Source organism: Streptomyces sp. NPDC096048, from assembly GCF_044763415.1.
Lineage (GTDB): Bacteria > Actinomycetota > Actinomycetes > Streptomycetales > Streptomycetaceae > Streptomyces.
The window spans coordinates 394248-419893 of sequence record NZ_JBIWGG010000008.1; the positions used below are offsets into that span (position 1 = coordinate 394248).

Annotated in this window: 23 protein-coding genes; 5 read left to right on the top strand and 18 right to left on the bottom strand. The window is 72.9% G+C overall.

Annotated elements, in window-relative coordinates:
• Nucleotides 1-67 precede the first annotated feature (67 nt).
• A complete protein-coding gene (locus ACIQ6R_RS24060; protein WP_404223265.1) occupies nucleotides 68-715 on the top strand; it encodes a hypothetical protein in 648 nt (215 codons plus the stop codon).
• Here ACIQ6R_RS24060 and ACIQ6R_RS24065 read toward each other — a convergent pair.
• From ACIQ6R_RS24065 to ACIQ6R_RS24105, 9 genes are all read right to left on the bottom strand, one after another.
• Entirely contained in the window at nucleotides 651-1496 is an 846-nt protein-coding gene (locus ACIQ6R_RS24065) for an inositol monophosphatase family protein (protein ID WP_404223267.1), read from the bottom strand. The genes ACIQ6R_RS24060 and ACIQ6R_RS24065 overlap by 65 nt on opposite strands.
• Before the next feature lie 110 nt (nucleotides 1497-1606).
• Entirely contained in the window at nucleotides 1607-3403 is a 1797-nt protein-coding gene (locus ACIQ6R_RS24070; protein WP_404223269.1) for a gamma-glutamyltransferase family protein, read from the bottom strand.
• Nucleotides 3404-3741: 338 nt separating this feature from the next.
• Entirely contained in the window at nucleotides 3742-4314 is a 573-nt protein-coding gene (locus ACIQ6R_RS24075) for a DM13 domain-containing protein (RefSeq protein ID WP_404223271.1), read from the bottom strand.
• 91 nt (nucleotides 4315-4405) lie between these two features.
• Entirely contained in the window at nucleotides 4406-5761 is a 1356-nt protein-coding gene (locus tag ACIQ6R_RS24080) for an MFS transporter (protein ID WP_404223273.1), read from the bottom strand.
• A 3-nt stretch (nucleotides 5762-5764) separates the two neighbouring features.
• Entirely contained in the window at nucleotides 5765-6694 is a 930-nt protein-coding gene (locus tag ACIQ6R_RS24085; RefSeq protein WP_404223275.1) for an ABC transporter ATP-binding protein, read from the bottom strand.
• Nucleotides 6691-7743: a FecCD family ABC transporter permease gene (locus ACIQ6R_RS24090; RefSeq protein WP_404223277.1), complete on the bottom strand. Its 1053-nt coding sequence runs from the start codon at nucleotides 7741-7743 to the stop codon at nucleotides 6691-6693. Before ACIQ6R_RS24090 ends, ACIQ6R_RS24085 begins: the two co-directional genes overlap by 4 nt.
• Nucleotides 7740-8783: a FecCD family ABC transporter permease gene (locus ACIQ6R_RS24095; RefSeq protein ID WP_404223280.1), complete on the bottom strand. Its 1044-nt coding sequence runs from the start codon at nucleotides 8781-8783 to the stop codon at nucleotides 7740-7742. The genes ACIQ6R_RS24090 and ACIQ6R_RS24095 overlap by 4 nt, the downstream gene beginning before the upstream one ends.
• Nucleotides 8780-9820: an iron-siderophore ABC transporter substrate-binding protein gene (locus ACIQ6R_RS24100; RefSeq protein WP_404223282.1), complete on the bottom strand. Its 1041-nt coding sequence runs from the start codon at nucleotides 9818-9820 to the stop codon at nucleotides 8780-8782. Before ACIQ6R_RS24100 ends, ACIQ6R_RS24095 begins: the two co-directional genes overlap by 4 nt.
• Nucleotides 9821-10016: 196 nt before the next feature.
• The gene (locus ACIQ6R_RS24105; RefSeq protein WP_404223284.1) at nucleotides 10017-10784 is read right to left on the bottom strand and encodes an AraC family transcriptional regulator; all 768 of its coding nucleotides are present in this window, start codon (nucleotides 10782-10784) and stop codon (nucleotides 10017-10019) included.
• Nucleotides 10785-10897: 113 nt separating this feature from the next.
• Here ACIQ6R_RS24105 and ACIQ6R_RS24110 point away from each other — a divergent pair, with 113 nt between their 5' ends.
• On the top strand, nucleotides 10898-11962 hold the full coding sequence (locus ACIQ6R_RS24110; protein WP_404171549.1) for a biotin/lipoate A/B protein ligase family protein: 1065 nt from the start codon (nucleotides 10898-10900) through the stop codon (nucleotides 11960-11962).
• A 296-nt stretch (nucleotides 11963-12258) separates the two neighbouring features.
• Here the strand turns inward: ACIQ6R_RS24110 and ACIQ6R_RS24115 are convergent, their stop codons facing one another.
• Nucleotides 12259-12990 (bottom strand): response regulator, encoded by a 732-nt coding sequence (locus ACIQ6R_RS24115; RefSeq protein ID WP_404223286.1) that lies wholly within the window; start codon nucleotides 12988-12990, stop codon nucleotides 12259-12261.
• Complete coding sequence (locus ACIQ6R_RS24120) at nucleotides 12987-14099, bottom strand: sensor histidine kinase (protein WP_404223289.1); 1113 nt, start codon at nucleotides 14097-14099, stop codon at nucleotides 12987-12989. Before ACIQ6R_RS24120 ends, ACIQ6R_RS24115 begins: the two co-directional genes overlap by 4 nt.
• 167 nt (nucleotides 14100-14266) lie before the next feature.
• On the opposite strand from ACIQ6R_RS24120, the gene ACIQ6R_RS24125 reads away from it, so the two are divergent.
• The 3 genes from ACIQ6R_RS24125 (at nucleotide 14267) to ACIQ6R_RS24135 (ending at nucleotide 16703) form a co-directional block, all read left to right on the top strand.
• A complete protein-coding gene (locus tag ACIQ6R_RS24125) occupies nucleotides 14267-15280 on the top strand; it encodes a carboxymuconolactone decarboxylase family protein (RefSeq protein WP_404223291.1) in 1014 nt (337 codons plus the stop codon).
• On the top strand, nucleotides 15277-15843 hold the full coding sequence (locus ACIQ6R_RS24130) for a class I SAM-dependent methyltransferase (RefSeq protein WP_404223294.1): 567 nt from the start codon (nucleotides 15277-15279) through the stop codon (nucleotides 15841-15843). Before ACIQ6R_RS24125 ends, ACIQ6R_RS24130 begins: the two co-directional genes overlap by 4 nt.
• Nucleotides 15844-16040: 197 nt before the next feature.
• On the top strand, nucleotides 16041-16703 hold the full coding sequence (locus ACIQ6R_RS24135; protein WP_404171564.1) for a hypothetical protein: 663 nt from the start codon (nucleotides 16041-16043) through the stop codon (nucleotides 16701-16703).
• Here the strand turns inward: ACIQ6R_RS24135 and ACIQ6R_RS24140 are convergent.
• The 7 genes from ACIQ6R_RS24140 to ACIQ6R_RS24170 all read right to left on the bottom strand — a co-directional run bounded on the left by ACIQ6R_RS24140 (nucleotide 16694) and on the right by ACIQ6R_RS24170 (nucleotide 25572).
• Entirely contained in the window at nucleotides 16694-18241 is a 1548-nt protein-coding gene (locus tag ACIQ6R_RS24140) for an NCS1 family nucleobase:cation symporter-1 (protein ID WP_404171567.1), read from the bottom strand. The genes ACIQ6R_RS24135 and ACIQ6R_RS24140 overlap by 10 nt on opposite strands.
• A gap of 112 nt (nucleotides 18242-18353) precedes the next feature.
• Nucleotides 18354-19376: a TIGR03842 family LLM class F420-dependent oxidoreductase gene (locus tag ACIQ6R_RS24145; protein ID WP_404223296.1), complete on the bottom strand. Its 1023-nt coding sequence runs from the start codon at nucleotides 19374-19376 to the stop codon at nucleotides 18354-18356.
• 11 nt (nucleotides 19377-19387) lie between these two features.
• Nucleotides 19388-20791 carry a dihydropyrimidinase gene (hydA, locus tag ACIQ6R_RS24150; protein WP_404171573.1) on the bottom strand — a complete coding sequence of 468 codons (1404 nt, stop codon included), beginning with the start codon at nucleotides 20789-20791 and terminating at the stop codon, nucleotides 19388-19390.
• A 31-nt stretch (nucleotides 20792-20822) separates the two neighbouring features.
• The gene (locus ACIQ6R_RS24155; protein WP_404171576.1) at nucleotides 20823-21665 is read right to left on the bottom strand and encodes a nitrilase-related carbon-nitrogen hydrolase; all 843 of its coding nucleotides are present in this window, start codon (nucleotides 21663-21665) and stop codon (nucleotides 20823-20825) included.
• 102 nt (nucleotides 21666-21767) lie between these two features.
• Nucleotides 21768-23402, bottom strand: coding sequence for a PucR family transcriptional regulator (locus ACIQ6R_RS24160; protein ID WP_404223298.1), 1635 nt, complete (start codon nucleotides 23400-23402; stop codon nucleotides 21768-21770).
• A 47-nt stretch (nucleotides 23403-23449) separates the two neighbouring features.
• Nucleotides 23450-24733 carry an aspartate aminotransferase family protein gene (locus ACIQ6R_RS24165; RefSeq protein ID WP_404171582.1) on the bottom strand — a complete coding sequence of 428 codons (1284 nt, stop codon included), beginning with the start codon at nucleotides 24731-24733 and terminating at the stop codon, nucleotides 23450-23452.
• Entirely contained in the window at nucleotides 24730-25572 is an 843-nt protein-coding gene (locus ACIQ6R_RS24170; RefSeq protein WP_404171585.1) for a nitrilase-related carbon-nitrogen hydrolase, read from the bottom strand. The genes ACIQ6R_RS24165 and ACIQ6R_RS24170 overlap by 4 nt, the downstream gene beginning before the upstream one ends.
• Between the last annotated feature and the right edge of the window lie 74 nt (nucleotides 25573-25646).

Genomic DNA, 25646 nt, shown 5'->3' on the forward strand with positions numbered 1-25646 from the left:
CTGGGGATCAGGATATGCCCGGGCGCCGACAGCCCGTGGGCGCGGGTTGGGCGGACAGGATCCCGGGATGACGCGCTGGGCCCGCTTCCCCGGCCCCCGGGAGGGCCTCCGGCTCTGGTACGAGCTGGCCGAGGACGGGCGGGCACCGCGGCAGGCGACGTTCGACCGGTCGCTGCCGGTCCCGCCCGCCGGTGGCTTGACCCAGGCCGACGGAGGTGCGTCGGCGGCGGCCTCGCGCGACGAGTTCAGCTCCGTCCGCGAGCGGTTCGGACCGGACGGCGCGCGGTTCCACGAGACCGTGTACGGCGTGCCGACGGACGGCCCGGTCCGGGTGCCGTCCGGCGCCGAGGACGTTACGGAGGAGGATTTCCGCCTGGCCTGGGACACGGCGCGGCGGCACCGGCGCTTCACGCGTCACCGCACCGGACCCCTGCCGGAGGGGTCGCTGGTCACCGGAACGGTCACCGCCCTGCCGTGGGGCCCCGGCGTCACGGGGCTGGGGGTGGACATCGGCGGGCCGGGGCGGGGCTTCGCGGACTTCGGACAGTTGCCGCGCCGCGGTGAGGACTGGCCGACCGTCGGGACCGTGACCGAGTTCGAGGTCGTCCAGATCCGCTTCGACGTGCGGCCGGAGGGCCCCGACCTGGAGATCAGGCTTCGCCCGACAGCAGTGCCACCACCTGGCGGGCCGTGGCCGCGTCGCGGGCCGCGGTGAACGGCAGTTCGTTGCCGCCCGTGATGCGGAAGGGTTCGCCCGTGCGGGTCAGGTGGGTGCCGCCCGCCTCCTCCACCAGGAGGAGCCCCGCGGCGTGGTCCCAGGCGGCCTCCCAGGAGAAGGCCGTGGCGTCGGACTCGCCCTGGGCGACGGCGAGGTACTCCAGTCCGGCCGAGCCGCAGGCGCGGGGTGCCACGCCCGGGGTGCGCAGGCCGAGCAGGGCGTGCTTCTGCTCGTCGGTGGTGTAGTCCGGGTGGGAGGTGGCGACCCGCAGGTCGCGGCCGGGCTCGGGCGGACCGGCGTACAGCCGCTCACCGTCCAGGAAGGCACCCCGGCCGCGTACGGCCGTGGCGAGCCGGTCGTCGGCGGGGGCGTAGGTCCAGGAGGCGTGGACGACGCCGTGGTGGGCGAGCGCGACCAGTGTGCAGAAGCCCGGGTCGCCGTGCACGAACTGCCGGGTCCCGTCGACGGGGTCGATGATCCACACCGGTGCCTCGCCGCGTATCGCCTCGTACGACGCGGGGTTGGCGTGCACCGCCTCCTCGCCGACCACGGCCGAGCCGGGCAGCAGGGCGGCCAGGACCTCGGTGAGGTACAGCTCGGCCTTGCGGTCGGCGTCCGTCACCAGGTCGTGCGGGCCGGCCTTCTCGTCGACCTCGTGTGCCGCGAGCCGGCGCCAGCGCGGCATGATCTCCAGGGCGGCCGCCTTGCGGACGGCCTCCTCCACCTCGTCGGCGTGCCGGGCGAGAAACTCGTCGATGGTTTCGTTGTTCTCGATCATGACTCCATGAGAGCACGCCCCACTGACAATCCCCACCCGGGTGGTGTACTCCGGGTGGAATCGGCACGAACATGAGGTGCGGGCGTCCGCGGCCACGAGCCGCGGAGGTGTCAGCGGCCGACCGCGTAACCCTGCATTCCGCGCGGGTTCGCCGCCGCCGACAGCACGCCCGTCTCCGGGTTGCGCGCGACGGCGCACAGGCGCCCCTCCGACCAGGCCTCGCCGACCGTCACGTCGTGCCCGCGGCGCCGCAGCTCCTCGACGACCCGCGCGGGCATGCGGGACTCCACGGTGACGCTCCCGGCCCGCATGCCGCGCGGGAAGAACGACCCGGGGAAGCTGTCGTTGTGCCAGTTCGGCGCGTCGATCGCGCCCTGGAGGTCGAGGCCGCCGCGTACCGGGGCGCGCAGCGCGACCGCCAGCAGGAAGTGCAGTTGCCACTGGTCCTGCTGGTCGCCGCCGGGCGTGCCGAACGCCATGACGGGCACCCCGTCGCGCAGGGCGATGGAGGGGGTGAGCGTGGTGCGCGGCCGGCGGCCCGGGGTGAGCGAGTTGGGCAGGCCCTCCTCCAGCCAGGTCATCTGGAGCCGGGTACCGAGCGGGAAGCCCAGTTCGGGCACGACGGGGTTGGACTGGAGCCAGCCGCCGCTGGGCGTGGCCGAGACCATGTTGCCCCAGCGGTCCACGATGTCGAGGTGGCAGGTGTCGCCGCGGGTGCCCCCGTCGGCGGTGACGTCCGGTTCACCCGGCACCGGTGACGTCGGGCTCTTGGCGACCGTCGGCTCGCCGACCCCCAGGGCGTCGAGGCCCTCCGCTTCCACGGCCGCCACGCGCGCGTGGGCGCTGAGCCGCGGGGCGCGCCCGCCCGGGCTGCCGGGCCGCAGCTCGAAGGACGCCTTGTCACCGACGAGCGCCCGCCGGGCCGCGTTGTACTCCGGCGACAGCAGGTCGTCGAGCGGTACCCGGGCCGCGCCGTCCGCGTCCCCGTACCAGGCCTCCCGGTCGGCCATGGCGAGCTTGCAGCCCTCGACCAGCAGGTGGACGTAGTCGGCGGAACCGTAGCGGGGCAGCTCGGGCGGGAGCAGCGCGAGTTGCTGGAGCAGGACCGGACCCTGACTCCAGGGGCCGGCCTTGCACACGGTCCAGCCGTTCCAGTCGTACGTCGCGGGAGCCTCGTAGGACGCGGACCAGCCGGCGAGGTCGGCGGCGGTGAGGGTGCCCGCGTGGCGCTCACCGCTGGTGTCCATGGTGGGCCGCCCGGCCTGCCGTACGAGGGTCTCGGCGACGAACCCGGTGCGCCAGACCTCGCGCGCCGCGTCGATCTCCGCCTCCCGGTCCCCCGCTCCGGCGATCTCGGCGAGCAGCCGTTTCCAGGTGGCGGCGAGGGCGGGGTTGCGGAACAGCTCGCCGGGGCGCGGCGGGTGTCCGTCCGGCAGGTAGATACCGGCCGAGGACGTCCACTCGGTCTCGAAGAGTTCCCGCACGGTCTCGACGGTCTCCGTGAGGCGCTCCACGGGCGCGTGCCCGTGCTCGGCGTAGCCGATGGCGTACTTCAGCACGTCGGCGAGCGGTTTGGTGCCGTGGTCGCGCAGCAGGAGGAGCCAGGCGTCGAAGGCTCCGGGCACGGCGGCGGCGAGCGGTCCGGTGCCGGGGACGAGGTCCAGGCCGAGCCCCTTGTAGTGCGCGACCGTCGCCCCGGCCGGTGCCACGCCCTGTCCGCACAGCACCCGCACCTCGCCGCCCGCGGGGGCGAGCAGGATCGGCACCTCGCCGGCGGGCCCGTTGAGGTGCGGCTCGACGACGTGCAGCACGAAGGCGCCGGCCACGGCGGCGTCGTAGGCGTTGCCCCCGTCCTCCAGCACCGCCATGGCCGACTGCGAGGCCAGCCAGTGGGTGGACGACACCATGCCGAAGGTTCCTTGAAGCGTGGGCCGGGTGGTGAAGATGCCTCTCACCTCACTGTCTCCGCGTGACGGATCGGGCGGACCGGTCCGTGCGCGAGACGGGTCCCGGGAAGGATCCGGGGAGTTCGCGCCGGAGCCTCCCCATCCGCTCCCCCGGCAGACTATCGCCCGCCACGAGACGATCCTTCAGGCACCCGTCCGAGCGGCTGATCCCGGTGCGGGGCTTCGCCGTTGCGCGGCATGACGAACTGTTCGGCGAGGTGCGGTCTCCGGCCCGGCTGTCCGGTCGCGCACCTGCCGAGCGGGGCCGCGCCGGCGGTACCGACCACGCCGGCCGAGCATCAGACGCGGGCGAGTTCCGCGGCGCCGAAGGAGACGTCGAAGCGGTCGCACCAGATGCTCACGCTGGTGTACCGGGACGGATCGACGTCGGCGGGTACGACGTAGTTCTGGCTGCCCTTGTTGCCCTTGAGCTTGCCGAGGCTGACGTACTCGCCGTCGTCGAAGACGTGCCAGCCGGCCCGGCCCTCCCTCACCGGCGCGTCGGTCAGCCACACCCGCAGGTCCGGGCCGTTGCTGGTGTCCAGGTTCTCCAGCCGTACGACATGGGAGCCGTCCGCGAGCCGCACCAGCCCCACCGTGCCGGAAGTGCTGTGCTCGTGGCTGATCAGCTCGCCGCCGGCCACTGTCCGGGGCCCGGGGGCCGCGGTCGGCGACGGGGCGGGTCCGGTGGCGGAGGCGGCGGGAGGGGAGGACGACGTCGGTTGCGCGGCCGGCAGCGCCTCGTCCACGGTCTCGTCCTGCCACAGCTTCCACGGCTGGAACCAGTACAACCCCAGCCCTGCCCCGGCGACGACCACGGCCAACACCGCGACGACCAACCGCCTGCCCGGTCTCCTTCGCCCACGCACCATGTCCCGCCCCGCCTTTCGATGGTTCTCGGTCGACACCTCCATTCAACGCGGTCGGCGCCGCGCGCATGGGCCGGAAAGTATGACGGATCGATTACGCCGCGTCGCCCACGACCGGGGCCGGGCCTGGGTCCGGGTCCGGATCCACGGGTCCGGAGTCGGTCGTGTCCCGTGTGCGGGGTTCGGCATCCGCGGCGGCACGGCGGCGGGCGGCGTCCTCGTCGGTCCGGGCGTCGTAGCTGAGGAGCTTGGGCAGCGCCGTGGTGAGCAGGCCCACCGCGGCGACGCAGGCGAGTCCGCCCGTCCAGATCGCCGGGCGGGCGCCGGTCCAGCCGGCCATCGCTCCGGCGCGGACCTGGCCGAGTTGCGGTCCGACGCTGTAGGAGAGGACCTCGATGCCCGCGAGCCGGCCGCGCAGACGGTCGGGAATGGTCTGGTTCCAGATGGTCGAGCGCCCCAGCCCGCTCAGCATGTCCCCCGCTCCCGCCAGCGCGAGGCACACCAGCACCAGCCAGACGTGTGACGTCCAGCCGGCCGCCGCCATGGCCAGACCCCAGCCGGCGGCGCCGAACACCACCAGCAGACCGTGCCGTCGGGTCCGGGACACCCAGCCGCTGGTCAGGCTGACCAGCAGGGAGCCGACAGAACCGGCCGCGTACATCAGGCCCAGCGACCAGTCGGCGTCGAGTTCGTCGGCGAGGAAGGGGAAGATCGTGTTCGGGAAGGCGAAGAACATCGCCGCCAGGTCGACCGCGTAGGTGCCCAGCAGCACCGGCCTGGACCAGGCGTACCGGGCTCCTTCGGCGATACCGCGCCATGACGGCTTGGCCGCGTGCTCGATGGGCGGCACGGGCGAGAGCCGACGGCACATCAGGACCGAGACGGCGAAGCAGACCACGGTGGTGGCGTACGCGGGGACGTTGCCCGCGTACGCCACGACGAGGCCCGCCGCCGCGGGCCCGGCGATCGCGCCGGCCTGCCAGCGCAGGGCGTTCAGCGCGGCCGCCGCGGCGAGTTGGTCGTGCGGGACGATGCGGGCCAGCAGTGAGTCGAGGGCGGGTCGTTGGAGGCCGGCGAGGGCCGCCACCCCGGCCGCCACCACGTAGAGAGGCCACAGGCTGGGCCGCGGCAGCATCGCGTTCAGCAGCAGGACGGCCGCCAGCAGTCCGAGTCCCGCCTCGGTCAGCACGATGACCTTGCGCCGGTCCACCGCGTCCGCGAGGGCGCCGCCGTAGAGTCCGAAGACCACGAGCGGGACCAGTTCGACGGCGCCCATCGCGCCCACCGCGAGCGGTGAGCCGGTCAGGTCCTTGATCTGGAGCGGCAGTGCGATCAGCGCCATCACGCTGCCGAGGTAGGTGACCAGGCCCTGCGTCCACAGGAGCCGGAAGTCGCGGGATGAGCGCCAGGGGGCCAGGTCGGGCAGGAGCGCGGCGAGCTTGCGGGCCATGGTTCAGCGGCCCCCGGCCGGCCGGGGCGCCGGGTGCCGCGCGCCGCCCGGGTCCGGCGCCGCCGCGTGCGACGGCGCTGCGAGCGACGGCGCTGCGAGCGACGGCGCCTCGTGCCTCGTCCCGGCGACCGCGGTCGTCGCGTGGTGGCGGCCGATCGGCAGTACGAGGGGCTTGCCGGAGACCGGGTCCTCGATGACGCGGCTCTCCATGCCGTACACGGCCCGGACCGTGTCCTCGGTCATCACTTCCCCGGTCGTTCCGGCGGCGTGCAGTCGTCCGGACGCCAGGGCGATGAGCCGGTCCGCGTAGCGGGCGGCCAGGTTGAGGTCGTGCAGGACCATGACGATCGTGGTGCCGCGCGTCCGGTTCAGGTCGGTCAGCAGGTCGAGGACCTCGATCTGGTGGCTGATGTCGAGGAACGTGGTGGGCTCGTCGAGCAGCAGCAGGTCGGTCTGCTGGGCCAGTGCCATCGCGATCCACACCCGCTGGCGCTGGCCGCCGGAGAGTTCGTCGACCGACCGGTCCATCAGGTCGGTCGTCCTGGTCGCCTCCAGTGCGGCGGCGACCGCCGCGTCGTCCTTCGCCGTCCAGCGGGAGAAGGCGCGCTGGTGGGGATGGCGGCCCCGGCCGACCAGATCGAGGACCGTGATGCCCTCCGGGGTGACGGGTGCCTGGGGCAACAGGCCCAGGGTGCGGGCGAGTTCCTTGGCGGGGGTGCGGTGGACCTCCCTGCCGTCCAGGACGACGCGGCCGGTGCGCGGGACGAGCAGCCGGGACATCGCGCGCAGCAGCGTCGACTTGCCGCAGGCGTTGGCGCCGACGATCACCGTGATCCGTCCGGCCGCGAGGGTCAGGTCCAGGCCCTCGATGACGGCTCGGTCGCCGTAGCCGAGCGAGAGGTCCTCGGTGGCGAGGGTGTGGGACGCGGTCACAGTGAGCCTCCGGCCCGGTTGGTGCGGACGATCAGGTAGACGAGGTAGGGCGCGCCGAGAACGCCGGTGACGATGCCCACGGGGTAGCGGGTGTCGAAGGCGTACTGGCCGGTGAGGTCGGCGACCAGGACGAGGAGGGCACCGACCAGTCCCGCGGGCACCAGCAGGGATCCGCCGGTCCCCATGAGACGGGCGGCGATCGGTCCGGAGAGGAACGCGACGAACGCGATCGGCCCGGCGGCCGCCGTCGCGAACGCGATCAGCCCGACGGCCGCGACGATCACCGTGACGCGGGTGCGCTCGACACGGACGCCGAGCGCGGACGCGGTGTCGTCGCCCAGGCTCAGCGCGCCCAGGTCGCGGGCCCGGAACAGCAGCACCGGGCCGCACACGAGTCCGGCGACGACGGCGGGCACGGTCTCTTCCCAAGTGGTGCCGTTGAGGCTGCCGGTGAGCCAGCGCATCGCCTCCTGGAGGTCCCATTCGCCGGCCTGCGACAGGACGTAGGAGGTGACGCTGTCGAGCAGCGCGGCGACGCCGATGCCGATCAGGATGAGCCGGGTGCCGGCGACCCCGTCGCGGAAGGCGAGGGTGTAGATGAGCAGCGCCACGCCGAGCGCGGCGGCGATCGCCACGACCGACACCTCGGTCCCGCCCAGCGAGAAGGTCACGATGGCGATGGCGGCCGCCGCGCTCGCTCCCGCGCTGATGCCGATGACGTCGGGGCTGGCGAGCGGGTTGCGGAGCATCGTCTGGAAGGTGACGCCGGCCATGCCGAAGCTGAATCCGGCGGTCAGGGCCAGCACCGCCCGCGGCAGCCGCAGCGTGCCGACGGTGAAGGACGCGCCCGGCACCCGCTCACCCAGGACCACGCGCAGCACGTCGCCGACCGGGTAGAAGGTGTGGCCCGCCATGAGGGTCGTGACGAACGCGGCGAGGACCAGCAGCAGGAGCGTCAGGACGAGGAGCCGGCGCCGGTACGCGCCGCGGACCCGTGCCCGGGTGACGGCCGCCGACGTGGACGGGGCGCGGACGGCTGGGGCACTCACAGGGACCTGACCTTCTGCCGGCGGACGATGTGGATGAAGAAGGGGGCGCCGATGATCGCGGTCAGGATGCCCACGTCGATCTCGGCCGGCCGGGCCACGACCCGCCCCACCACGTCCGCGGCCGTCAGGAGGATCGCACCGCCCAGCGCGGAGAACGGCAGCAGCCAGCGGTGGTCGACGCCCACCAGGAGCCGGCAGGTGTGCGGTACGACGAGACCGACGAAGACGATCGGTCCGGCGACGGCGGTGGACGCGCCGCACAGCACGACCGCGCCGAGCGCCGCGCCGGCCCGGACGAGGGCCACCCGCTCACCGAGCCCGGCGGCCAGGTCGTCGCCCAGTGCCAGCGAGTTGAGGGCCCGGGCGGAGGCCAGGCAGATCACGGACCCGGCGCCGAGGAACGGCAGGACGCTGCCGAGCTGATCGTAGGAGGCGCCTCCGACACCGCCGATCTGCCACAGCCGGAAAGTGTCGGAGATGTCGTTGCGGGGCAGTACGACGGCGCTGACCAGCGAGGCGAGCGCGGCCGAGATGGCGGCGCCGGCGAGGGCCAGCTTCAGCGGACTGGCACCGCCGCGGCCCAGCGAGCCGACGGCGTACACGAAGGCGGCGGTCAGCGCCGCCCCGAGCATCGCCGTCCAGATGTAACCGGACGCCGACGCGAGGCCGAAGTGGGCGATGGCGGTGACCACGGCCAGGGAGGCGCCCATGTTCACGCCGAGGATGCCGGGGTCGGCCAGCGGATTGCGGGTCACGCCCTGCATGACCGCGCCGGAGAGTCCGAGGGCGGCGCCCACGACGACGGCGAGGAGGGTACGCGGTATCCGTTTGGCGACCGCCGCCTCCTCCAGGGTGGACTCCGCCCCGCCGAGCGCCGCCCAGACGTCGGACCAGGCGACGGCGCGGGAGCCGAAGGCGAGGGAGGCCGTCATGACGGCGATCAGCACCGCGGCGAGGAGGAGGAGCCAGCGGACGCGGACGCGCGCCGGACGCCGTACCAGGACGGCGTCCGGCGCGATCGGGGTGTCGGTGACGGTCACTTGACCTTGTCCGCGGCCTTGGCGAGCGCCGCCAGGTAGTCGTTCAGGACGTACGGGATGGACAGCGGGGTGGGGTTGGCGGCGGTGGCCAGCGGGGTGCTGTCGGGCAGCAGGTAGATGGAGCCCCGCTCGACCGCGGCCAGCTTCGAGGTGAGCGGGTCGGCCTTGAGCGCCTTGAGCAGTTCGCCCGTGGAGTCTCCGTAGCCGGTGATGATGTCGACGTCGTTGAAGTCGTCGATGCGCTCGGCGCTCTTGGTGAGGACGAACTTCTTCGTCGACTCGGACGGCTCGGAGACGCTCGCGGGGATCCTCATGCCGAGGTCGGTGAAGAACTGCGTGCGGGTGTCGTGGGTCGTGTAGAAGCCGACCTGGCTGACGTCCTTGGAGGACACGTGCGTCATGAACATCGCCGACTTGCCCTTGAGCTGGGGGTACTTGGCGACGGTCGCGCCGATCCGCCCCTCCAGGTCGCCGATCAGCTTGTCGCCCTCCGCGGCGAGTCCGATGGCCTTGCTGTTCAGGCGGATGATGTCGCGCCAGGGGGTCGCCCAGGCGGCCTCGGGGTAGGCCACGACGGGGGCGATCCGACTGAGGGTCTCGTAGTCCTGCTCGGTCAGCCCGGAGTACGCGGCGAGGATGACGTCGGGCCTGGTGTCGGCGACGGCCTCGAAGTCGATGCCGTCGGTCTCGTCGAACAGGACCGGCGTCCTGGCGTCGAGTTCCTTGAGCCGCTTCTCGGTCCAGGGCAGGACGCCGTCCCCGTCGTCGTCGCCGAAGGTGGCCTTGGCCATGCCGACGGGGACGACGCCGAGGGCGAGCGGGACTTCCTCGTTGGCCCAGTTCACGGTGGCGACGCGCTTGGGCTCGGAGTCGATGACCGTGGTCCCGAGCGCGTGCTTCACCGTCACGGGGAAGCCGGAGCCGTCGGCGCCGGCGGCGCCGCTGTCGTCCTGGTCACCGTCCTGGCCGCCGCAGGCGGTGAGGCCGAACAGGAGGGCCGCCGCGAGGGCGAGCACAGGAAGGCGTGGAGTTCTCATCGACCCGTGGTGTCACTTTCGGTCGGCGGTGCCGGGCCCACGCTCCGGCACGCTCACTCGGCGGCCGGAAGCAGGGCACAGCACGCGCGCCAGCTAGTTAGGTAAGGCTTACCTGCATAGGTTATGGAGTCGGTGCGCGCGCATCAATCGAGTCTTTTGGACAGGCCATGTAGCGATCGGGACAGCCGTGGATCCGTCAGCGGGTCCGGAAGCTGCCCGGAGTGGTCCCGGTGGTCCGCCGGAAGGCCGCCCCGAAGGCGCTCGCCGAGCGGTAGCCCACCGCGTCGGCCACCACGTCGACCTCGAATCCGCGGGAGAGCAGCTGCACGGCGTGCTGGGCCCGTACCGCGGCGACCCAACGGGCGAAACTCGTGCCCGTCTCGGTGCGGAACGCCCGGGTCAGTGTGCGGGCGCTGCACCCGAGGGAGGCCGCCCAGCCGGCCAGCGTCCGCTGGTGGGCGGGATCGGCCCGTACCGCGTCCACGATCGGCCGCAGCAACGGGGACGTGGGCAGTTGCACCAACAGGGCCCGGGGCGACGGCCGCAGGACGTCGAGGACCATCGTCTCGGTCACGGCCCGGGAACGCGACGTCAGGTCCTCCTCCAGCCGCTCCAGGAGCAGCCGGAGCAGCGGGGTGATGTCCACGGCGACCGGTACGTCGGGCAGCGCCGACACCGTGCCGTGCCGGAAGAAGTGGGCCCGGTACGAGGTGCCCGCGACCGCGGAGGCGGAGTGCAACTGCCCCGCCGGCATCCACAGTCCCAGCGTCGGCGTGACGCACCACACCCGGGGGCCCACCACGACCGTGGACGCGCCGTGCTCGTTCCAGAGCAGTTCGTGCCACGGGTGCGCGTGCTCGTTCCAGGCCGTGTCGTCGGCGACGACCTCCTCGTACCCCTTGATCACGAAGGGCACGTCCACCTCGCCGGCGGCGAGCGTCGGCAGCTCCCTGGTGACCCGCATGCGGTCAGGCTAACCGGCACCGGCCGCCCGCCCCGTACGCGGGCGGGACGGCCCCGGGAACACCGTGCTCGGCTCCGCTGTTGCCCCTCGTGTGCGGAAACGGAGGCGGATCGGTGCACGGTGAATACAAGATCCCCGGCGGCAAGCTGGTCGTCGTGGACGTGGAGGCCGACGGCGGAGTGCTGCGGCACGTGCGCGTGGCGGGCGACTTCTTCCTGGAACCGGACGAGGCGCTGGACGCCGTGAACCGCGCGCTGGAGGGCGCCCCCGCGGACACCGACGCCGCCGGACTCGCCGCGCGGATCGACGCGGCGCTGCCCGAGGGCACCGTGATGTACGGGCTGACCTCGGACGGCGTCGGCATCGCCGTGCGCCGGGCCCTGGCGCGCGCCACGGACTGGAGGGACTACGACTGGCAGCTGATCCACGAGGGCCCGCAGCCCCCCGCGCTGCACATGGCGCTGGACGAGGTGCTGACCGCCGAGGTCGCCGCGGGCCGGCGTCCGCCGACCCTGCGGGTGTGGGAGTGGGGCGCCCCGGCGGTGATCATCGGCAGCTTCCAGTCGCTGCGCAACGAGGTGGACGCCGAGGGCGCCGCCCGCCACGGCGTCGAGGTGGTGCGCCGGATCTCCGGCGGCGGCGCCATGTTCGTGGAGCCCGGCAACACCATCACCTACTCGCTGTCCGTGCCGGAGGCCCTGGTGCAGGGGCTCTCCTTCCAGGACAGTTACGCCTACCTCGACGACTGGGTGCTCGGCGCGCTCGGCGAGATGGGGATCCGCGCCTGGTACCAGCCGCTGAACGACATCGCCACCGACCAGGGCAAGATCGCGGGAGCCGCCCAGAAGCGCGTCGTGGGGCCGGGCGGTGGTCCGGGCGCCGTGCTGCACCACGTGACCATGTCCTACGACATCGACGCCGACAAGATGCTGGAAGTGCTGCGCATCGGGCGGGAGAAGATGTCCGACAAGGGCATCAAGAGCGCGAAGAAGCGGGTGGACCCGCTGCGCCGGCAGACCGGGCTGGCGCGGGAGGCCGTCATCGAGCGGATGATCGAGTCGTTCGCCGGCCGGTACGGGCTCGCCCAGGGAAAGGTGACCGACGAGGAGCTGGCCCGGGCGCGGGAGCTGGCCGGCACCAAGTTCGGCTCCGACGGGTGGACGGCGCGGGTCCCCTAGACGGTTGCGTTTCGCGCGATCCGGCTCATGTGCCGCGACCTGGTTCGCGTGCCGTGCTCTGGTTCGCGTGCCGTGCTCGGGTTCGCGTGCCGTGCTCGGGTTCGTTTCGCGCGATCCGGCCGGGAGCGTGTCGGCGGGCGCGGCGGCGCCGGGGACGAAGCAACCTGATCCGGCCGCGCGACGACTACGTGCGGGAGAACACCGCCGACGAGACCCAGCACGCCGAGGCCCCGGACCTCCCGGAACGAACGCCAGTGGCCGGCACCGGCTGTCGGCCGCGAGAGAGATCTCCGTGGTCAGCCCGCCGCGGAACCGGCCGACGGCGCGCTCGTCCAGCCCGCCGGCCGAGGCCCGCTCTCCCGCCGACGCGCCTCCACGAGGCCCGACTCGTAGGCGAACACCACGAGTTGGGCCCGGTCCCGGGCGCCCAGCTTGGTCATCGCGCGGCTGATGTGTGTCTTGGCGGTCAACGGGCTGATCACCATGTGCACGGCGATCTCCTCGTTGCTCAGGCCGCGGGCGGCGAGCGCGGTGACCTCGCGTTCGCGGCGGGTGAGGCGGTCCAGGCCGGGGGCGGTGGCACGGTCCGGGGGCCGGGAGACGAACTCGCCGATCAGGGTGCGGGTGACCGACGGGGAGAGCAGCGCCTCACCGCGTGCGACCACCTCGATGGCCTGGAGCAGGTCGGCGGGCTCGGTGTCCTTGAGGAGGAAGCCGCTCGCTCCCGCGCGCAGCGCCTCGAAGACGTACTCCTCCAGGCCGTAGTTGGTGAGGATGACCACGCGGACGGCGGCGAGGGCCGGGTCGGCGGCGATGCGGCGGGTCGCCTCGATGCCCGACATCACGGGCATCTGCACGTCGACCAGCGCCACGTCGGGCACCCGGTCCCGCACCAGTGCCACGCCCTGCTCCCCGTCGGCCGCCTCGCCGACCACCTCGATGCCGTCCTCGGCGTCGAGGAGGGCCCGGAAGCCGGCGCGCATCAGCGCCTGGTCGTCGACGAGCGCCACCCGCAGGACCTCGCTCATACCGTCTCCCCCAGCGGCAGCCGGGCCCGCACCGAGAAGCCGCCCTCCGCGCGCGGGGCGGCGACCAGGGTGCCGCCGAGAGCCGTCACGCGTTCACGCATGCCGGTCAGGCCGGTGCCCGGCGCCGGCGGGCGGGCCGGGTCGGCGGCTCCGTCGTCGTCCACGTCGATCGCCAACCGGCCCTCGCTTCCCCCGCCGTAGTCGATGAGGACCGTCACCTTCGCCGGTCCCGCGTGCCGGGCCGCGTTGGTGAGGGCCTCCTGGACGATGCGGTAGGCGGCCCGGTCGACGGCCCGCGGCAGCGGGCGTTCGTCGCCGGTGACCTTCAGGTCGACGGCCAGGCCGGCGGCGCGGGCCCGCTCCACGAGCAGGGCCGGGGTGCCGGTGGGTTCGTCGGCGCGCAGCACCTGGAGGGCGGAGCGCAGCTCGCGCATCGCCTCACCACTGGCCTCCTGGATGGCGAGCAGTGCCGGCGGCACCTCCTCGCCGCGCTTGCGGGCCAGGTGGACGGCGACGCCGGCCTGGAGCTTGACGATGGAGATGCTGTGCGTGAGCGAGTCGTGCAACTCCCGGGCGATGCGCAGGCGTTCCTCACCGGCGCGGCGCAGGGCCGCCTCCTCCCGGGTGCGCTCCGCCTCCAGGGCGCGCTGCTCGGTCTGGCGCAGGTACGCCTGCCAGTTCCGGTCGGCGAGCCCGGTCACCACCGCGCACAGGAACCAGCCGGCGAGCAACCCGGCCCGCTCGGCCACCTCCTGCGTCCCGGGGCCCGTCGCCACGTACCCGGCCAGGAACACCGCGCCGCCGGCCGCGGCGACGCCCCGGTGGCCGACCCGGGCCGCGGTGTGCACGGCGCCCAGGACGGGCAGCGCGGAGAGCGGCCCGGGATGGGCGTGCACGACGTACGCTGTGCCGAGCACGGTGGCGACGGCGAGCACCGCGCGCGGGGCGGCACGGTGGAAGGCGAGCGCCGCCGAGGCGAGGGCGATCAGCACGTGGTCGAGGGCCCGGGTGTCGTCGTCGAAGGCGGCGACGGTCATGCCGAGGGCGCCGACCACGACCGCGAGGATCGTGTCGGCGAGCCGTCCGCGATCGATCCGACGCCCACTCATGCCCGCACCCTAGACGGCCTCGCCGACGGGCGCGTCGGCCCTGTGGACGGCTTGCGGACTACTCCCGGGGAAGTAGTGCGCTGCCGGACCGGGCCTCGGTGGCGCAGCGCCGACCGCATCCGGCCGTACGACGACCGGGGGCGCCCCGGTGGCGCACGCTGCTGTGCATGCCCACACCCTTCCGTCACACCGAACCCCTTCCGCCGAAGGCGGCCACCGGCCGCGTCGCCGAGGTCTACGCCCAGGCGGCGCGGGACTTCGGCATCCCCGAGCCCGCCCCGTTCGTGGTCCTCTCCTCCGCCCCCGCGCTCGTCGCCCCGGCGTGGGCGCTGATGCGGGAGTCCCTGATCGCCGGCCCCGGCGGCCGGACCGGCAAGGAGGTCGCCGCCTTCGGGGTGTCGCAGGCCAACAGGTGCCGGTTCTGCGTGGACGCGCACACCATGCTGCTGCACGCGACCGGCGACCACGCCCTGGCCGAGCGGCTGGCCCGGGGTCAGGAGCCGGCCGACGAGCAGCACGCGCGCGTGCTCGACTGGGCGCGGCGCACCCGTGTCCCGGGGGCCGCGCGGGAGCCGTGGCCGTTCCCGCGCGAGGAGGCTCCCGGCTATCTCGGCACCGCGCTGGCCTTCCACTTCATCAACCGCGTCGTGTCGGCCCTGGTGACCGAGAACCTGCTCCCCGCCGACGCGCAGCGGCTGCGTCCGGTGCGGAGCCTGGCGGGCAGGTCGCTGTCGCGCACCATGCGCCGCGCGGCCGTGCCCGGAGCCGCCCTGCCCCTGCTCGACGACCCCGGCCCGGGACCGGCGTGGGCGGCGGGCACCCCGGTCGGCCCCGCGTACGCGGCACTGAGCACCGCCGCCACGACGGGCGCCGGTCTCCTCGACGCCGACGACCGGGCCCTCGTACACGCCACCCTGCGTGACTGGGACGGGTCTCACCCGTCCCTCGCCGACGGACCCTTCCCCGACCGGCGGGAGCGGCCCGGCGTGCGGCTGGCACTGCTGGCCGCGCTCGCGCCGGGCGGGGTCACGGACGCGGACGTCGCGGCATGGCGCCGGCCCGAGCACACCGACCACTGCCTGGTGCATCTCGTCGCGTACGGCGCGTTCGCCGCCGTGGACCGCATCGAGACCGCCCTGACTGCACCGGCCGCCCCGTCCACCCCTCGGGAGACCTCATGACCCTCGTCGCCGACCCCCGTCAGGCCGAGGCCCGGAACGGCCCCGTCGGCGCGCACTGGGCCGGCCACCAGGACCGCTACGACGCGATGCTCGCGGGCGTGGACGACGCTCTGTTCGGCGCGGCGGCCGTCGCCCCCGGCGGCCGTGTCCCCGACGTCGGCTGCGGGGCCGGCGCGACGACCCGGATCGCGGCGCGGAACGCCGCCCACGGGCACGCCGTCGGCGTCGACATCTCGGTGCCTCTGCTGGAGCGGGCACGTGCGAGCACAGCGGCCGAGGGGTTCGCGAACGCGGCGTACGTGTGCGCGGGCGCCCAGGTGCACGCGTTCCCGGCCGCTGGGGTCGTCCCGGTCGGCGTCGGGACGGTCCGGGGCCGGGACGTGCCGGATGCCGCCGAGTTCCTCCTGTCGCGCGTACCGGGCGGTGCGCTCCCCGCCTCGCGGCTCGCCGGTCTGGAGGAGGTGCTGCGCCCGTTCGGCACCGGCACCGGCACCGGCACCGGCACCGGCACCGGCGTGCGGATGCGGGACGGTATGCGGCTGGTGACTGCCGTCCGGCCCTGACGGCTTCCCGCCGGGCCAGGCGCTGGGGCCGTCCGGCCTTGACGGCCCCTCGCCCGGAACAGGCGTTTCCCGTTCGTCTGCGTCACCACGCGGCCACGCACCGAGTTCGCCCTTCCGCCCCACGGGGACTCGTGTGACACTGGCGTCCCGTCCGCAGTGCGGACCCTCTCCGCACCGTCCCCCACGAGAAGTGCGCCGTGCGTTCTCTTCCCCTGCCGCTCGCCCTGACCGCGCGTCTGGCGCCGGTCGCCGTGCTCGCCACGGCGGGCTGGGCGCTGTCGTCCGGGCCGGACACGTCACCGGCCGCGAAAGGCAAGACGCCGCCCGACACCACCGAACGGTCCGCCTCCGCACCCGCGACCGAGGCGGTGACGAAGACGTACGCCGCCGCTCCGGCACCCTGCGAGAGCCTGGCCCGGAAGACGGTCACCTCACTGGTGCCGGGTGCCGAGGCGGCCGGCAAGGAGATCCCCTCGACGGACACCGGTGTGCGCCGCACCTGTTCCTGGAACGCGCTCAAAGGGTACGACTACCGGTGGCTCGACGTCTCCTACGAGGTGATGAAGTCGGACGAGGCCGCGCTGAAGTCGTACAAGGAGCGGGTCGCCGACCGGAGCGGCGGTGGCGAGGTGCCGGGGCTCGGCGACGCGGCGTACTCCGTCGTGAACCTCACCACCGAGGACAAGCAGCAGACGCGCGAGGGCACGGTGCTGGTCCGCGCGTCCAACGCCCTGGTGGTGATCACGTACAACGGCAGCGACTTCGAGTCGAAGAAGGCGCCGAGTACGGAGACGATCAACAAGGGTGCCATCAAGGCGGCCAAGGAGGCGGTGGCCGCCCTGGACGACGGTCAGAGCTGAACCGGAGCGGCCGGCGCACGAGGTGGCCGGGTGGCGGGCAGCAGCATCAGCGCCAGGTACAGCGCCATGGAGGTGCCGAGGCCCACCGCCCAGCCGTAGTCGGCCAGCGGCTCCAGGAACGGCACGGGCCTGCCGTCGATCAGCGGGTGGAAGTCGGCGCCCCCGATGGCCAGGACGCCGCCGACGAGGAAGGCGACGACCGCCCGCCAGTTCCAGCCCCGGTCGTACCAGTAGCGTCCGCCCGTGCGGTACAGGTCGACGAGGTCGAGACGGGCGCGGCGCAGGATCCAGTAGTCCGCGATGAGGATGCCGGCGACCGTGCCGAGCAGCCCGCCGACCAGACCGAGCCAGGTGAAGATGTAGCCCTGCGGGTCGGAGTACAGCTTCCACGGGAAGATCAGCACGGCGAGGACGCAGGTGATGAGCGCACCGGCCCGGAAACTCACCTTGCGCGGGGCGACGTTGGAGAAGTCGAAGGCCGGTGAGACCAGGTTGGCCGCGATGTTCACGGACAGGGTCGCCACCAGGACGGTGACGAGGGCGAAGAGCAGCCCCACCACGTTGTCCGTCTTCGCGGCGAGCTTCACCGGGTCCCAGATGGCCTCCCCGTACACCGCCTGGGAACCGGAGGTGACCATCACGGAGAGGAACGCGAACAGCGTCATGGTGGTCGGCAGACCCAGGGCCTGGCCCCGGGTCTGCGCCTTCTGGCTCTTTCCGTAGCGCGTGAAGTCCGGGATGTTGAGGGAGAGGGTGGACCAGAAGCCGATCATGCCCATGAGCGAGGGCCAGAACAGCTTCCAGAAGTCGCCGCCCCAGCCCAGCCGCGACGGCTGGTCGAAGAGCGGGCCGAAGCCGCCCGCCTTGTCGGCCATCCACCACAGCATCACGAACGCGCCGACCAGCACGAAGGGCGCCGCCCAGTTCTCGAAGCGGCGGATCGTCTCCATGCCCCGGTAGATGATGGCGACCTGGATGGCCCAGAAGATCGCGAACGACAGCCACATCGTCCAGGCGTAGCCGCCGAACGTCGCCGCGTTCGTCCAGCCGTCACCGATCAGCTTCCCGGCCAGGAAGTAGATCGCCTCGCCGCCGATCCACGTCTGGATGCCGAACCAGCCGCACGCCACCAGCGCCCGCACCACGGCGGGCAGGTTGGCGCCGCGGATGCCGAAGGAGGCGCGGGCGAACACCGGGAAGGGGATGCCGTACTTGGGCCCGGCGTGCCCGGTGAGCAGCATCGGCAGGAGCACGATCACGTTGGCCAGGGCGATGGTGAACACCGCCTGCCTCCAGTCCATGCCGACGGCGATCAGACCGGAGGCCAGCGTCCAGGAGGCCGTGTTGTGGGCCATGCCGACCCACAGGGCGGAGAAGTTGTACGTGGTCCAGGTGCGCCCCTCGACGGGGACGGGCAGCAGGTCCTCGTTGGCGTAGGGGCCGCTCGGCGGCGGGGAGCCGGGGGCGAGCTCCACGCGCCCGTCGGGGAGGGTGACTTGGGCGGACGGCGGTATCGCCGTGGGCGCGGTGTCGGTCATGGGCAGGCCAATCGTGCGGTGGGACGGGAGAGGCCGTGCGGGCGGTGCCGAGGGGGTGCGCGGGGTGCTGCGTCCTGGGCCCTCCTCCCCCGAGAGGGGAAGAGGGAGGGGGTCAGGCGTTGACGGCCGGGATGATCTCCGTGCCGTAGGCGTCGATCACGGCTTCCTGCGCGTCGTGCATGTCGTAGAGCGCGAACTGGTCGACGCCGAGGGCGCGCAGGGCGCCCAGCTTCTCGATGTGCTTCTCGGCGGGACCGATCAGGCAGAACCGGTCGACGATCTCGTCCGGCACGAACCGCGTGTCCGGGTTGCCGCTGCGCCCGTGGTGGGCGTAGTCGTAGCCCTCGCGGGCCTTGATGTAGTCGGTGAGTTCGTCGGGGACCGCGCCCGTGTGGGCGCCGTACTTCTCGACGAGGTCGGCCACGTGGTTGCCGACCATGCCGCCGAACCAGCGGCACTGCTCGCGCGCGTGGGCGAGCGCCTCGGGCGAGTCGTCGGCGGTGACGTAGGCCGGGGCGGCGACGCAGATCCGCACCTCGGACGGGTCCCGTCCGGCGGCGATGGCGGCGTCCTTGACGGCCTTGACCATGTACTCGGTCAGGTAGAGGTCGGCGAGCTGGAGGATGAAGCCGTCGGCCTCCTCGCCGGTCATCTTCAGTGCCTTGGGTCCGTACGCCGCCATCCACACGGGCACTTCGGCGCCCGGCCGGATCCAGGGGAACCTGACGACGGTGCCGCCGCCGAGGTCGGCCTCCTCCCCCCGGCCCAGCGCCCGGATGACCTTCATGGCCTCGCTCATACGGGCCAGGGTGTTGGGCTTGCGACCGGCGACGCGCATCGCGGAGTCGCCCCGGCCGATGCCGCAGACGGTGCGGTTGCCGAACATGTCGTTGAGGGTGGCGAAGGTGGAGGCGGTCACCTCCCAGGTGCGGGTGCCCGGGTTGGTGACCATCGGGCCGACCTTGAGTTCCGAGGTCTGGGCCAGGATCTGACTGTAGATCACGAACGGTTCCTGCCACAGCACGGCGGAGTCGAAGGTCCAGCCGTAGCGGAAGCCGTTGTTCTCCGCCCGCTTCATCAGGTCGACGACGCGGGAGGCCGGCGGGTCGGTCTGCAGGACGAGTCCGAAGTCCATGGGCACCGCTCCTAGTTCAGGTACTGACAGGTGGCGCGCGGGGTGTAGACGCCGTGGCCCTTGCGCCCGGTGTACTCCCGCTCGGTGACGACCGGTACGCCGCGCGAGAGCACGGTCTCCACGCGGCCGGTGATCCGCTTGCCCTCGTACGCCGAGTAGTCGACGTTCATGTGGTGGGTCTCGGCGGAGATGACCTGCTCGGCGTGCGGGTCGTAGACGACCACGTCGGCGTCGGCGCCCGGGGCGATGGTGCCCTTCCTCGGGTACAGGCCGAACATGCGCGCCGGGGTGGCGCAGGCGATCTCGATCCAGCGGCGGCGGCTGATGTGCCCGTCGACGACGGCCTGGTGGAGCAGGTCCATGCGGTTCTCGACGCCCGGCATGCCGTTGGGGATCTTGGAGAAGTCGCCCCGGCCCAGCTCCTTCTGGCCGCTGAAGCAGAAGGGGCAGTGGTCGGTGGAGACCACCTGGAGGTCGTTGGTCCGCAGCCCCCGCCACAGGGCCGCCTGGTGCTCGCGCGGGCGCAGCGGGGTGCTGCACACGTACTTGGCGCCCTCGAAGTCGGGCTCGGCGAGGTTGTCGGTGGACAGGAAGAGGTACTGCGGGCAGGTCTCGCCGAAGACGTTCAGGCCCTCGTCGCGGGCCCGGGTCAGCTCCGCGACCGCCTCCGTCGCGGAGACGTGCACGACGTACAGGGGCGCTCCGGCGACCTGGGCGAGCTTGATGGCACGGTGGGTCGCCTCGGCCTCCAGCAGGGCCTTGCGGACCTCGCCGTGGTAGCGCGGGTCGGTCTCGCCGCGGGCGAGGGCCTGCTCGACCAGGACGTCGATGGCGATGCCGTTCTCGGCGTGCATCATGATCAGGCCGCCGTTGTCGGCGGCGCGCTGCATGGCGCGCAGGATCTGGCCGTCGTCGGAGTAGAAGACGCCCGGGTAGGCCATGAACTGCTTGAAGGAGGTGACGCCCTCCTCCACCAGCAGGTCCATCTCCTTGAGCGTCTTCTGGTTCACGTCGGAGACGATCATGTGGAAGGCGTAGTCGACGGCGCAGTTGCCCTCGGCCTTGGCGTGCCAGGCGTCCAGGCCCGAGCGCAGGGAGTGGCCGACGCTCTGGATCGCGAAGTCGACGATCGTCGTGGTCCCGCCCCAGGCGGCGGCCCGGGTACCGGTCTCGAAGGTGTCGGCGGCGTAGGTGCCGCCGAAGGGCATCTCCATGTGGGTGTGGCCGTCCACGCCGCCCGGGATGACGTACTTGCCGCTCGCGTCGATGACCCTCTCGGCCGCGAACGCCTCGGCGGCCGGGGTGCCGGTCGCTGCGAGGGCGGCGATGCGGCCGTCCTCGATCAGGACGTCGGCGTGGATCTCGTCGGAAGCGGTGACGACCAGGCCACCGCGGATGACGGTACGGCTGCTCATGCTGTTCCCTCCTGTCAGGTGCCCCGGTCGGTCAGGGCGCGGTCAGCGGGGAGTACGCGCCCGGCGCCCGGTCGCGGTAGAACTGCCAGCGGTCGCGCACCTCGCGCAGCTTGCCCATGTCGAGGTCTCGGACGACGAGTTCGCTCTCCTTGTCGCTCGCCACCTCGCCCACGAACCGGGCCTCCGGGTCGACGAAGTACGAGGTGCCGTAGAAGTCGTTGTCGCCGTACTCCTCGACGCCGACCCGGTTGATGGCGCCGACGAAGTACTCGTTGGCGACGGCCGCCGCCGGCTGCTCCAGCTGCCACAGGTAGCCGGACAGGCCGCGCGAGGTGGCCGACGGGTTGAAGACGATCTCCGCGCCTTCGAGGCCCAGCGCCCGCCAGCCCTCCGGGAAGTGCCGGTCGTAGCAGATGTAGACGCCGACCTTGCCCACGGCGGTGTCGAAGACCGGCCAGCCGCTGTTGCCGGGACGGAAGTAGAACTTCTCCCAGAAGCCGCGCACCTGCGGGATGTGCGTCTTGCGGTACTTGCCGAGGTAGGAGCCGTCGGCGTCGATGACGGCGGCGGTGTTGTAGAGGACGCCGGGCTGCTCCTCCTCGTACATCGGGAGCACCAGGACGATGCCGTGCTCGCGGGCGAGCCGCTGGAAGCGCTCGACCACGGGGCCGTCGGGGACGCGCTCGGCGTAGGCGTAGAACTCGGGGTCCTGGACCTGGCAGAAGTACGGCCCGTAGAACAGCTCCTGGAAGCACATGACCTGTGCGCCCTGCGCGGCGGCGTCGCGCACCGCCTGTTCGTGCACCTGGATCATCGACTCCCTGTCGCCCGTCCAGGCGGTCTGGAAGAGCGCGGCACGGATCACTCGGCTCATCTTCGGCCTCCACTCGCTCGGTGTGCCGCGAGCTTAGGAAGGGCGGGTGGCCGGAATGAGTGGCACGGTGTCACGTCTGCGGGGGTCGGGCATTGCACGGTGTCACCCCTGTTGCGCGTCGTGGGCGAGGAGCGCGATGTGGACGGAGGCGGCCTGCTCGAAGTCGTCGAGGTCCACGCCGAGGCGGCCCTGTATGGCCTCCAGACGGCGGTAGAGGGCGGGCCGGGAGACGTGGTGGAGCTGGGCGGTGCGGGACTTGTTGCGGCCGGTGGCGAGGTAGGTGCGCAGTACGGACAGCAGGTCCTCGTCGGGGCCGCGCAGCAGCCCGTCCAGCTCCCGTTCGGCGAAGGACTGCACGTGGGGGTCGTCGCGCAGCAGCCGGACCAGTCCGCGCAGGTGGATGTCGCGCAGCCGCACGACGGGCGGCGGGTCGAGGGAGTTCGCGGAGTCGGCCACGGCGTCGGCGACGTGCCGGGCCTCGCGCAGGCCGGCCGGTACGCCGTCCCAGGCGGTGCGGGCGTCGGCCGCCGCCACCACGGCATGCGAGGACTCCGGCTCCGACCGCAGCCGGGCCGCGAAGTGCGCGGTCAGCGCCCTGACGTCCTGGTCGGGGGCGAGGCTGAGCAGGACGGCGCCGGCACCGTCGGCGAGTTCGGCGACGATTCCGGAAAGGCCCAGCAGCCGCAGCACGCGGTTCAGCCGGGCGGGTTCCTGGTCGCGGACGACGAGCGGGACGAAGACGCGCCGGTTGACCGGCAGTCCGGCCGCGCGCGCCCGGGGCAGCAGCTGCCGTGCGGGTACGGCACCGCTGACCAGGTCGGTGAGCAGGCTCCGCGCGGACTGCGCCTCCCAGGAGTTCCAGGAGCTGCCGGGGTTCGCGGAGGCCCCGGCGCGGTCCCCGTCGCCGCCGAGCATGCGGTGCAGGACGAGGGCCTCGGCGGCGCGGTCGGCGATCAGCCGTCCGGCGGCCCGGTCACCGCGGTAGCCGCACAGCACCAGCCGCCCCCAGCGTTCCTGGCGGCCGCTCAGCTCGGCGCGGATCCAGCCGTCGGCCGTCCCGGCACCGGCCTGGCGGGCGATGCGTTCCCAGTCCCGGAGCACGTCGTCGACCGCGGACCGCTCCCCCGCCGTGGCGAGGACGCGGTGGGCGAGGTTGGTGACGACGACCGGGCAGCCGCCGTGCCGGGCCACCTCGTCGAGGAGGCGCTGCACGGGGGCGCCCGCGGTGATCAGCCCGGTCAGCTCGGTGCGTACGGCCTCGGAGAGGCTGACGGCGGCGAACTTGCGCCGCAGCAGCCGGGACTGCACCTCCTCGGTCAGTTCGGCGAAGGGGAAGGGCCGGTGCAGGACGACCATGGGCAGCCCGCACCGCTCGGCCACCCGGCGCATCACGTCCGGCGGGGTGGGGAAGGCGCGGCCGAGGCCGAGTACGACGGCCGCGGCCTCCGCACGGTGCAGGGAGCGGATGTACTCGCCCTGCTTGTCCTCGTCCACGGCGAGCAGCACCCCGGTGGTGAGCACCATCTCGCCGCCGCTGAGCATCACTCCGACGTCGGCGGCCTCGGCGACGTGCACCCAGCGCACGGGCCGGTCGAGCCGGTGCGCGCCGGCCACCACCTCGGGCTGCCCGGCGAGCACCCGCTCCAGGGTGAGGATCTGACGGACCGACAGGGCGGGTTCCCAGGTGTGCTGCTCCGAGGTCCTTGAGGGTCCCGAAGTCTCCGAGGTGGAGGTCATCGCGGCGGTTCCGTTCCTCTGCTCGATGCACGGCCCGTGTACGGCTGTCAGATGCTCCGCAGAGCGCGTTCGAGGATGGCGGCGCCCTCCTCGGCCTCCGCCACGGTGAGGGACATGGGCGGGGCGACGCGCAGGACGCTGGTGCTGTGGCCACCGCCCTTGCCGATGAGCAGCCCGCCCGCGCGGGCCTCCTCCAGCACGGTGGACGCCGCCTCGGGGGCGGCCTCGTCGGTGCCGGGCCGGGCCAGCTCGATGCCGATCATCAGCCCGCGCCCGCGCACCTCCCGTACGTGCGGCACCTGGGCGGCGACGGCCCGCAGCCGTTCGATGAGCATGCCGCCGACGCGCCGGGCATTGCCCTGGAGGTCGTGTTCCAGCAGGTACGTGAGGTTGGCGAGGCCGGCCGCCATGGTGACCTGGGTGCCGCCGAAGGTGGAGATGCTGTTGGCGTCCAGGCAGTTCATGATCTCGGCGCGGGCGATGACCCCGCCGACGGACATGCCGTTGCCGATGCCCTTGGCGAAGGTCACGATGTCCGGCGGGCCGCTGCGCCCGTGGGCCTGCCAGCCCCAGAAGTGCTCGCCGGTGCGGCCCCAGCCGGTCTGCACCTCGTCGGCGATCCACAGGATGCCCCGCTCGTGCAGCACCTCGCGGAACGCGGCGTACAGGCCGTCCGGCGGTGAGGTGAAACCGCCGACACCCTGTACGGGTTCGGCGATCAGCGCGGCGGGCGGGCGGGTGTGGCCGAGGAGGTCCTCGAGGTCGGCGACGCAGGCGTCGATGAAGTCCCGGTCGTCCAGGTGGGCGTAGGGGCCGCGGGTGCGCACTCCGCCGTGGACGTAGAGCGTCTGGAGCGGGGAGAGCGAGGTCGGGGACCAGCCTCGGTTGCCGGTGATGCCGACCGAGCTGAAGGAGCGGCCGTGGTAGCTGTTGCGCATCGCCAGGATCGTGTTGCTGCGCCGGTGGGCGGTGGCGAGCAGCAGCGCGGTGTCGTTGGCCTCGGTGCCGGAGGTGGTGAAGAAGACCCGGGCGTCCGGGATGGCGGACACCTGGGCGACGCGTTCGGCGAGTTCGACCATGGGCCGGTTGAGGTAGAGCGTGGAGGAGTGGATGATCCGCCCGGCCTGCCCGCTCACCGCCTTGGTCACCTCGGGCAGGGCGTGCGCGGTCATCGTGGTGAGGATGCCGCCGAAGAAGTCGAGGTACTTGTTGCCGGCGGCGTCCCAGACGTGGCGGCCCTCGCCGTGCGTGATCTCCAGCGGGTCCTCGTAGTACAGGGCGAGCCAGTCGGGCAGGACGGCGCGGTGCCGGCCGAACAGGTCCTTGGTCACGGCCGCACCAGCCCTTCGTAGGCGTCGGGGCGGCGGTCGCGGTAGAAGGCCCACTGCTGCCGCACCTCGTCGATGAGGTCGAAGTCCAGGTCGCGGACGACGAGTTCCTCCTTGGTGTCGCTGGCGGTCTCGCCGACGAACTGCCCGCGCGGGTCGACGAAGTACGACGTCCCGTAGAAGTCGTTGTCCCCGTACTCCTCCTGCCCGACCCGGTTGATCGCGGCGACGAAGTACTCGTTGGCGACGGCCGCGGCGGGCTGTTCGAGCCGCCACAGGTGGGCGGAGAGGCCGCGGTGCGTGGCGGAGGGGTTGTAGACCAGCTGGGCGCCGCCGAGGCCGAGTTGCCGCCAGCCCTCGGGGAAGTGCCGGTCGTAGCAGATGTAGACGCCGACCTTGCCCACGGCGGTGTCGAAGACGGGCCAGCCGAGGTTGCCGGGACGGAAGTAGAACTTCTCCCAGAAGCCCTTCACCTGCGGGATGTGGTGTTTGCGGTAGGTGCCGAGGACGGTGCCGTCGGCGTCGATCACGGCCGCGGTGTTGTAGTAGAAGCCGGACTGCTCGACCTCGAAGACGGGGACGACGATCACCATGCCGGTCTCGCGCGCGAGGGCCTGCATGCGGCGGGTGGTCGGGCCGTCGGGCACGGGCTCGGCCCAGCGGTAGTGCTCGGGGTCCTGCACCTGGCAGAAGTAGGGGGCGTTGAAGACTTCCTGGAAGCCGATGACCTGGGCTCCCTGCCGGGCCGCCTCCCGGGCGTGCTCCTCGTGTTTCGCCACCATGGACTCGGTGTCGCCGGTCCAGGTGGCCTGGACCAGAGCGGCACGTACGACGTTGGCCATGAGCTGCTCCTTCGACACGACGTCAGAGCCTCTACGCCCGTAGAGCAGGCAGTAGAGGGACGAACGTAAGCCTG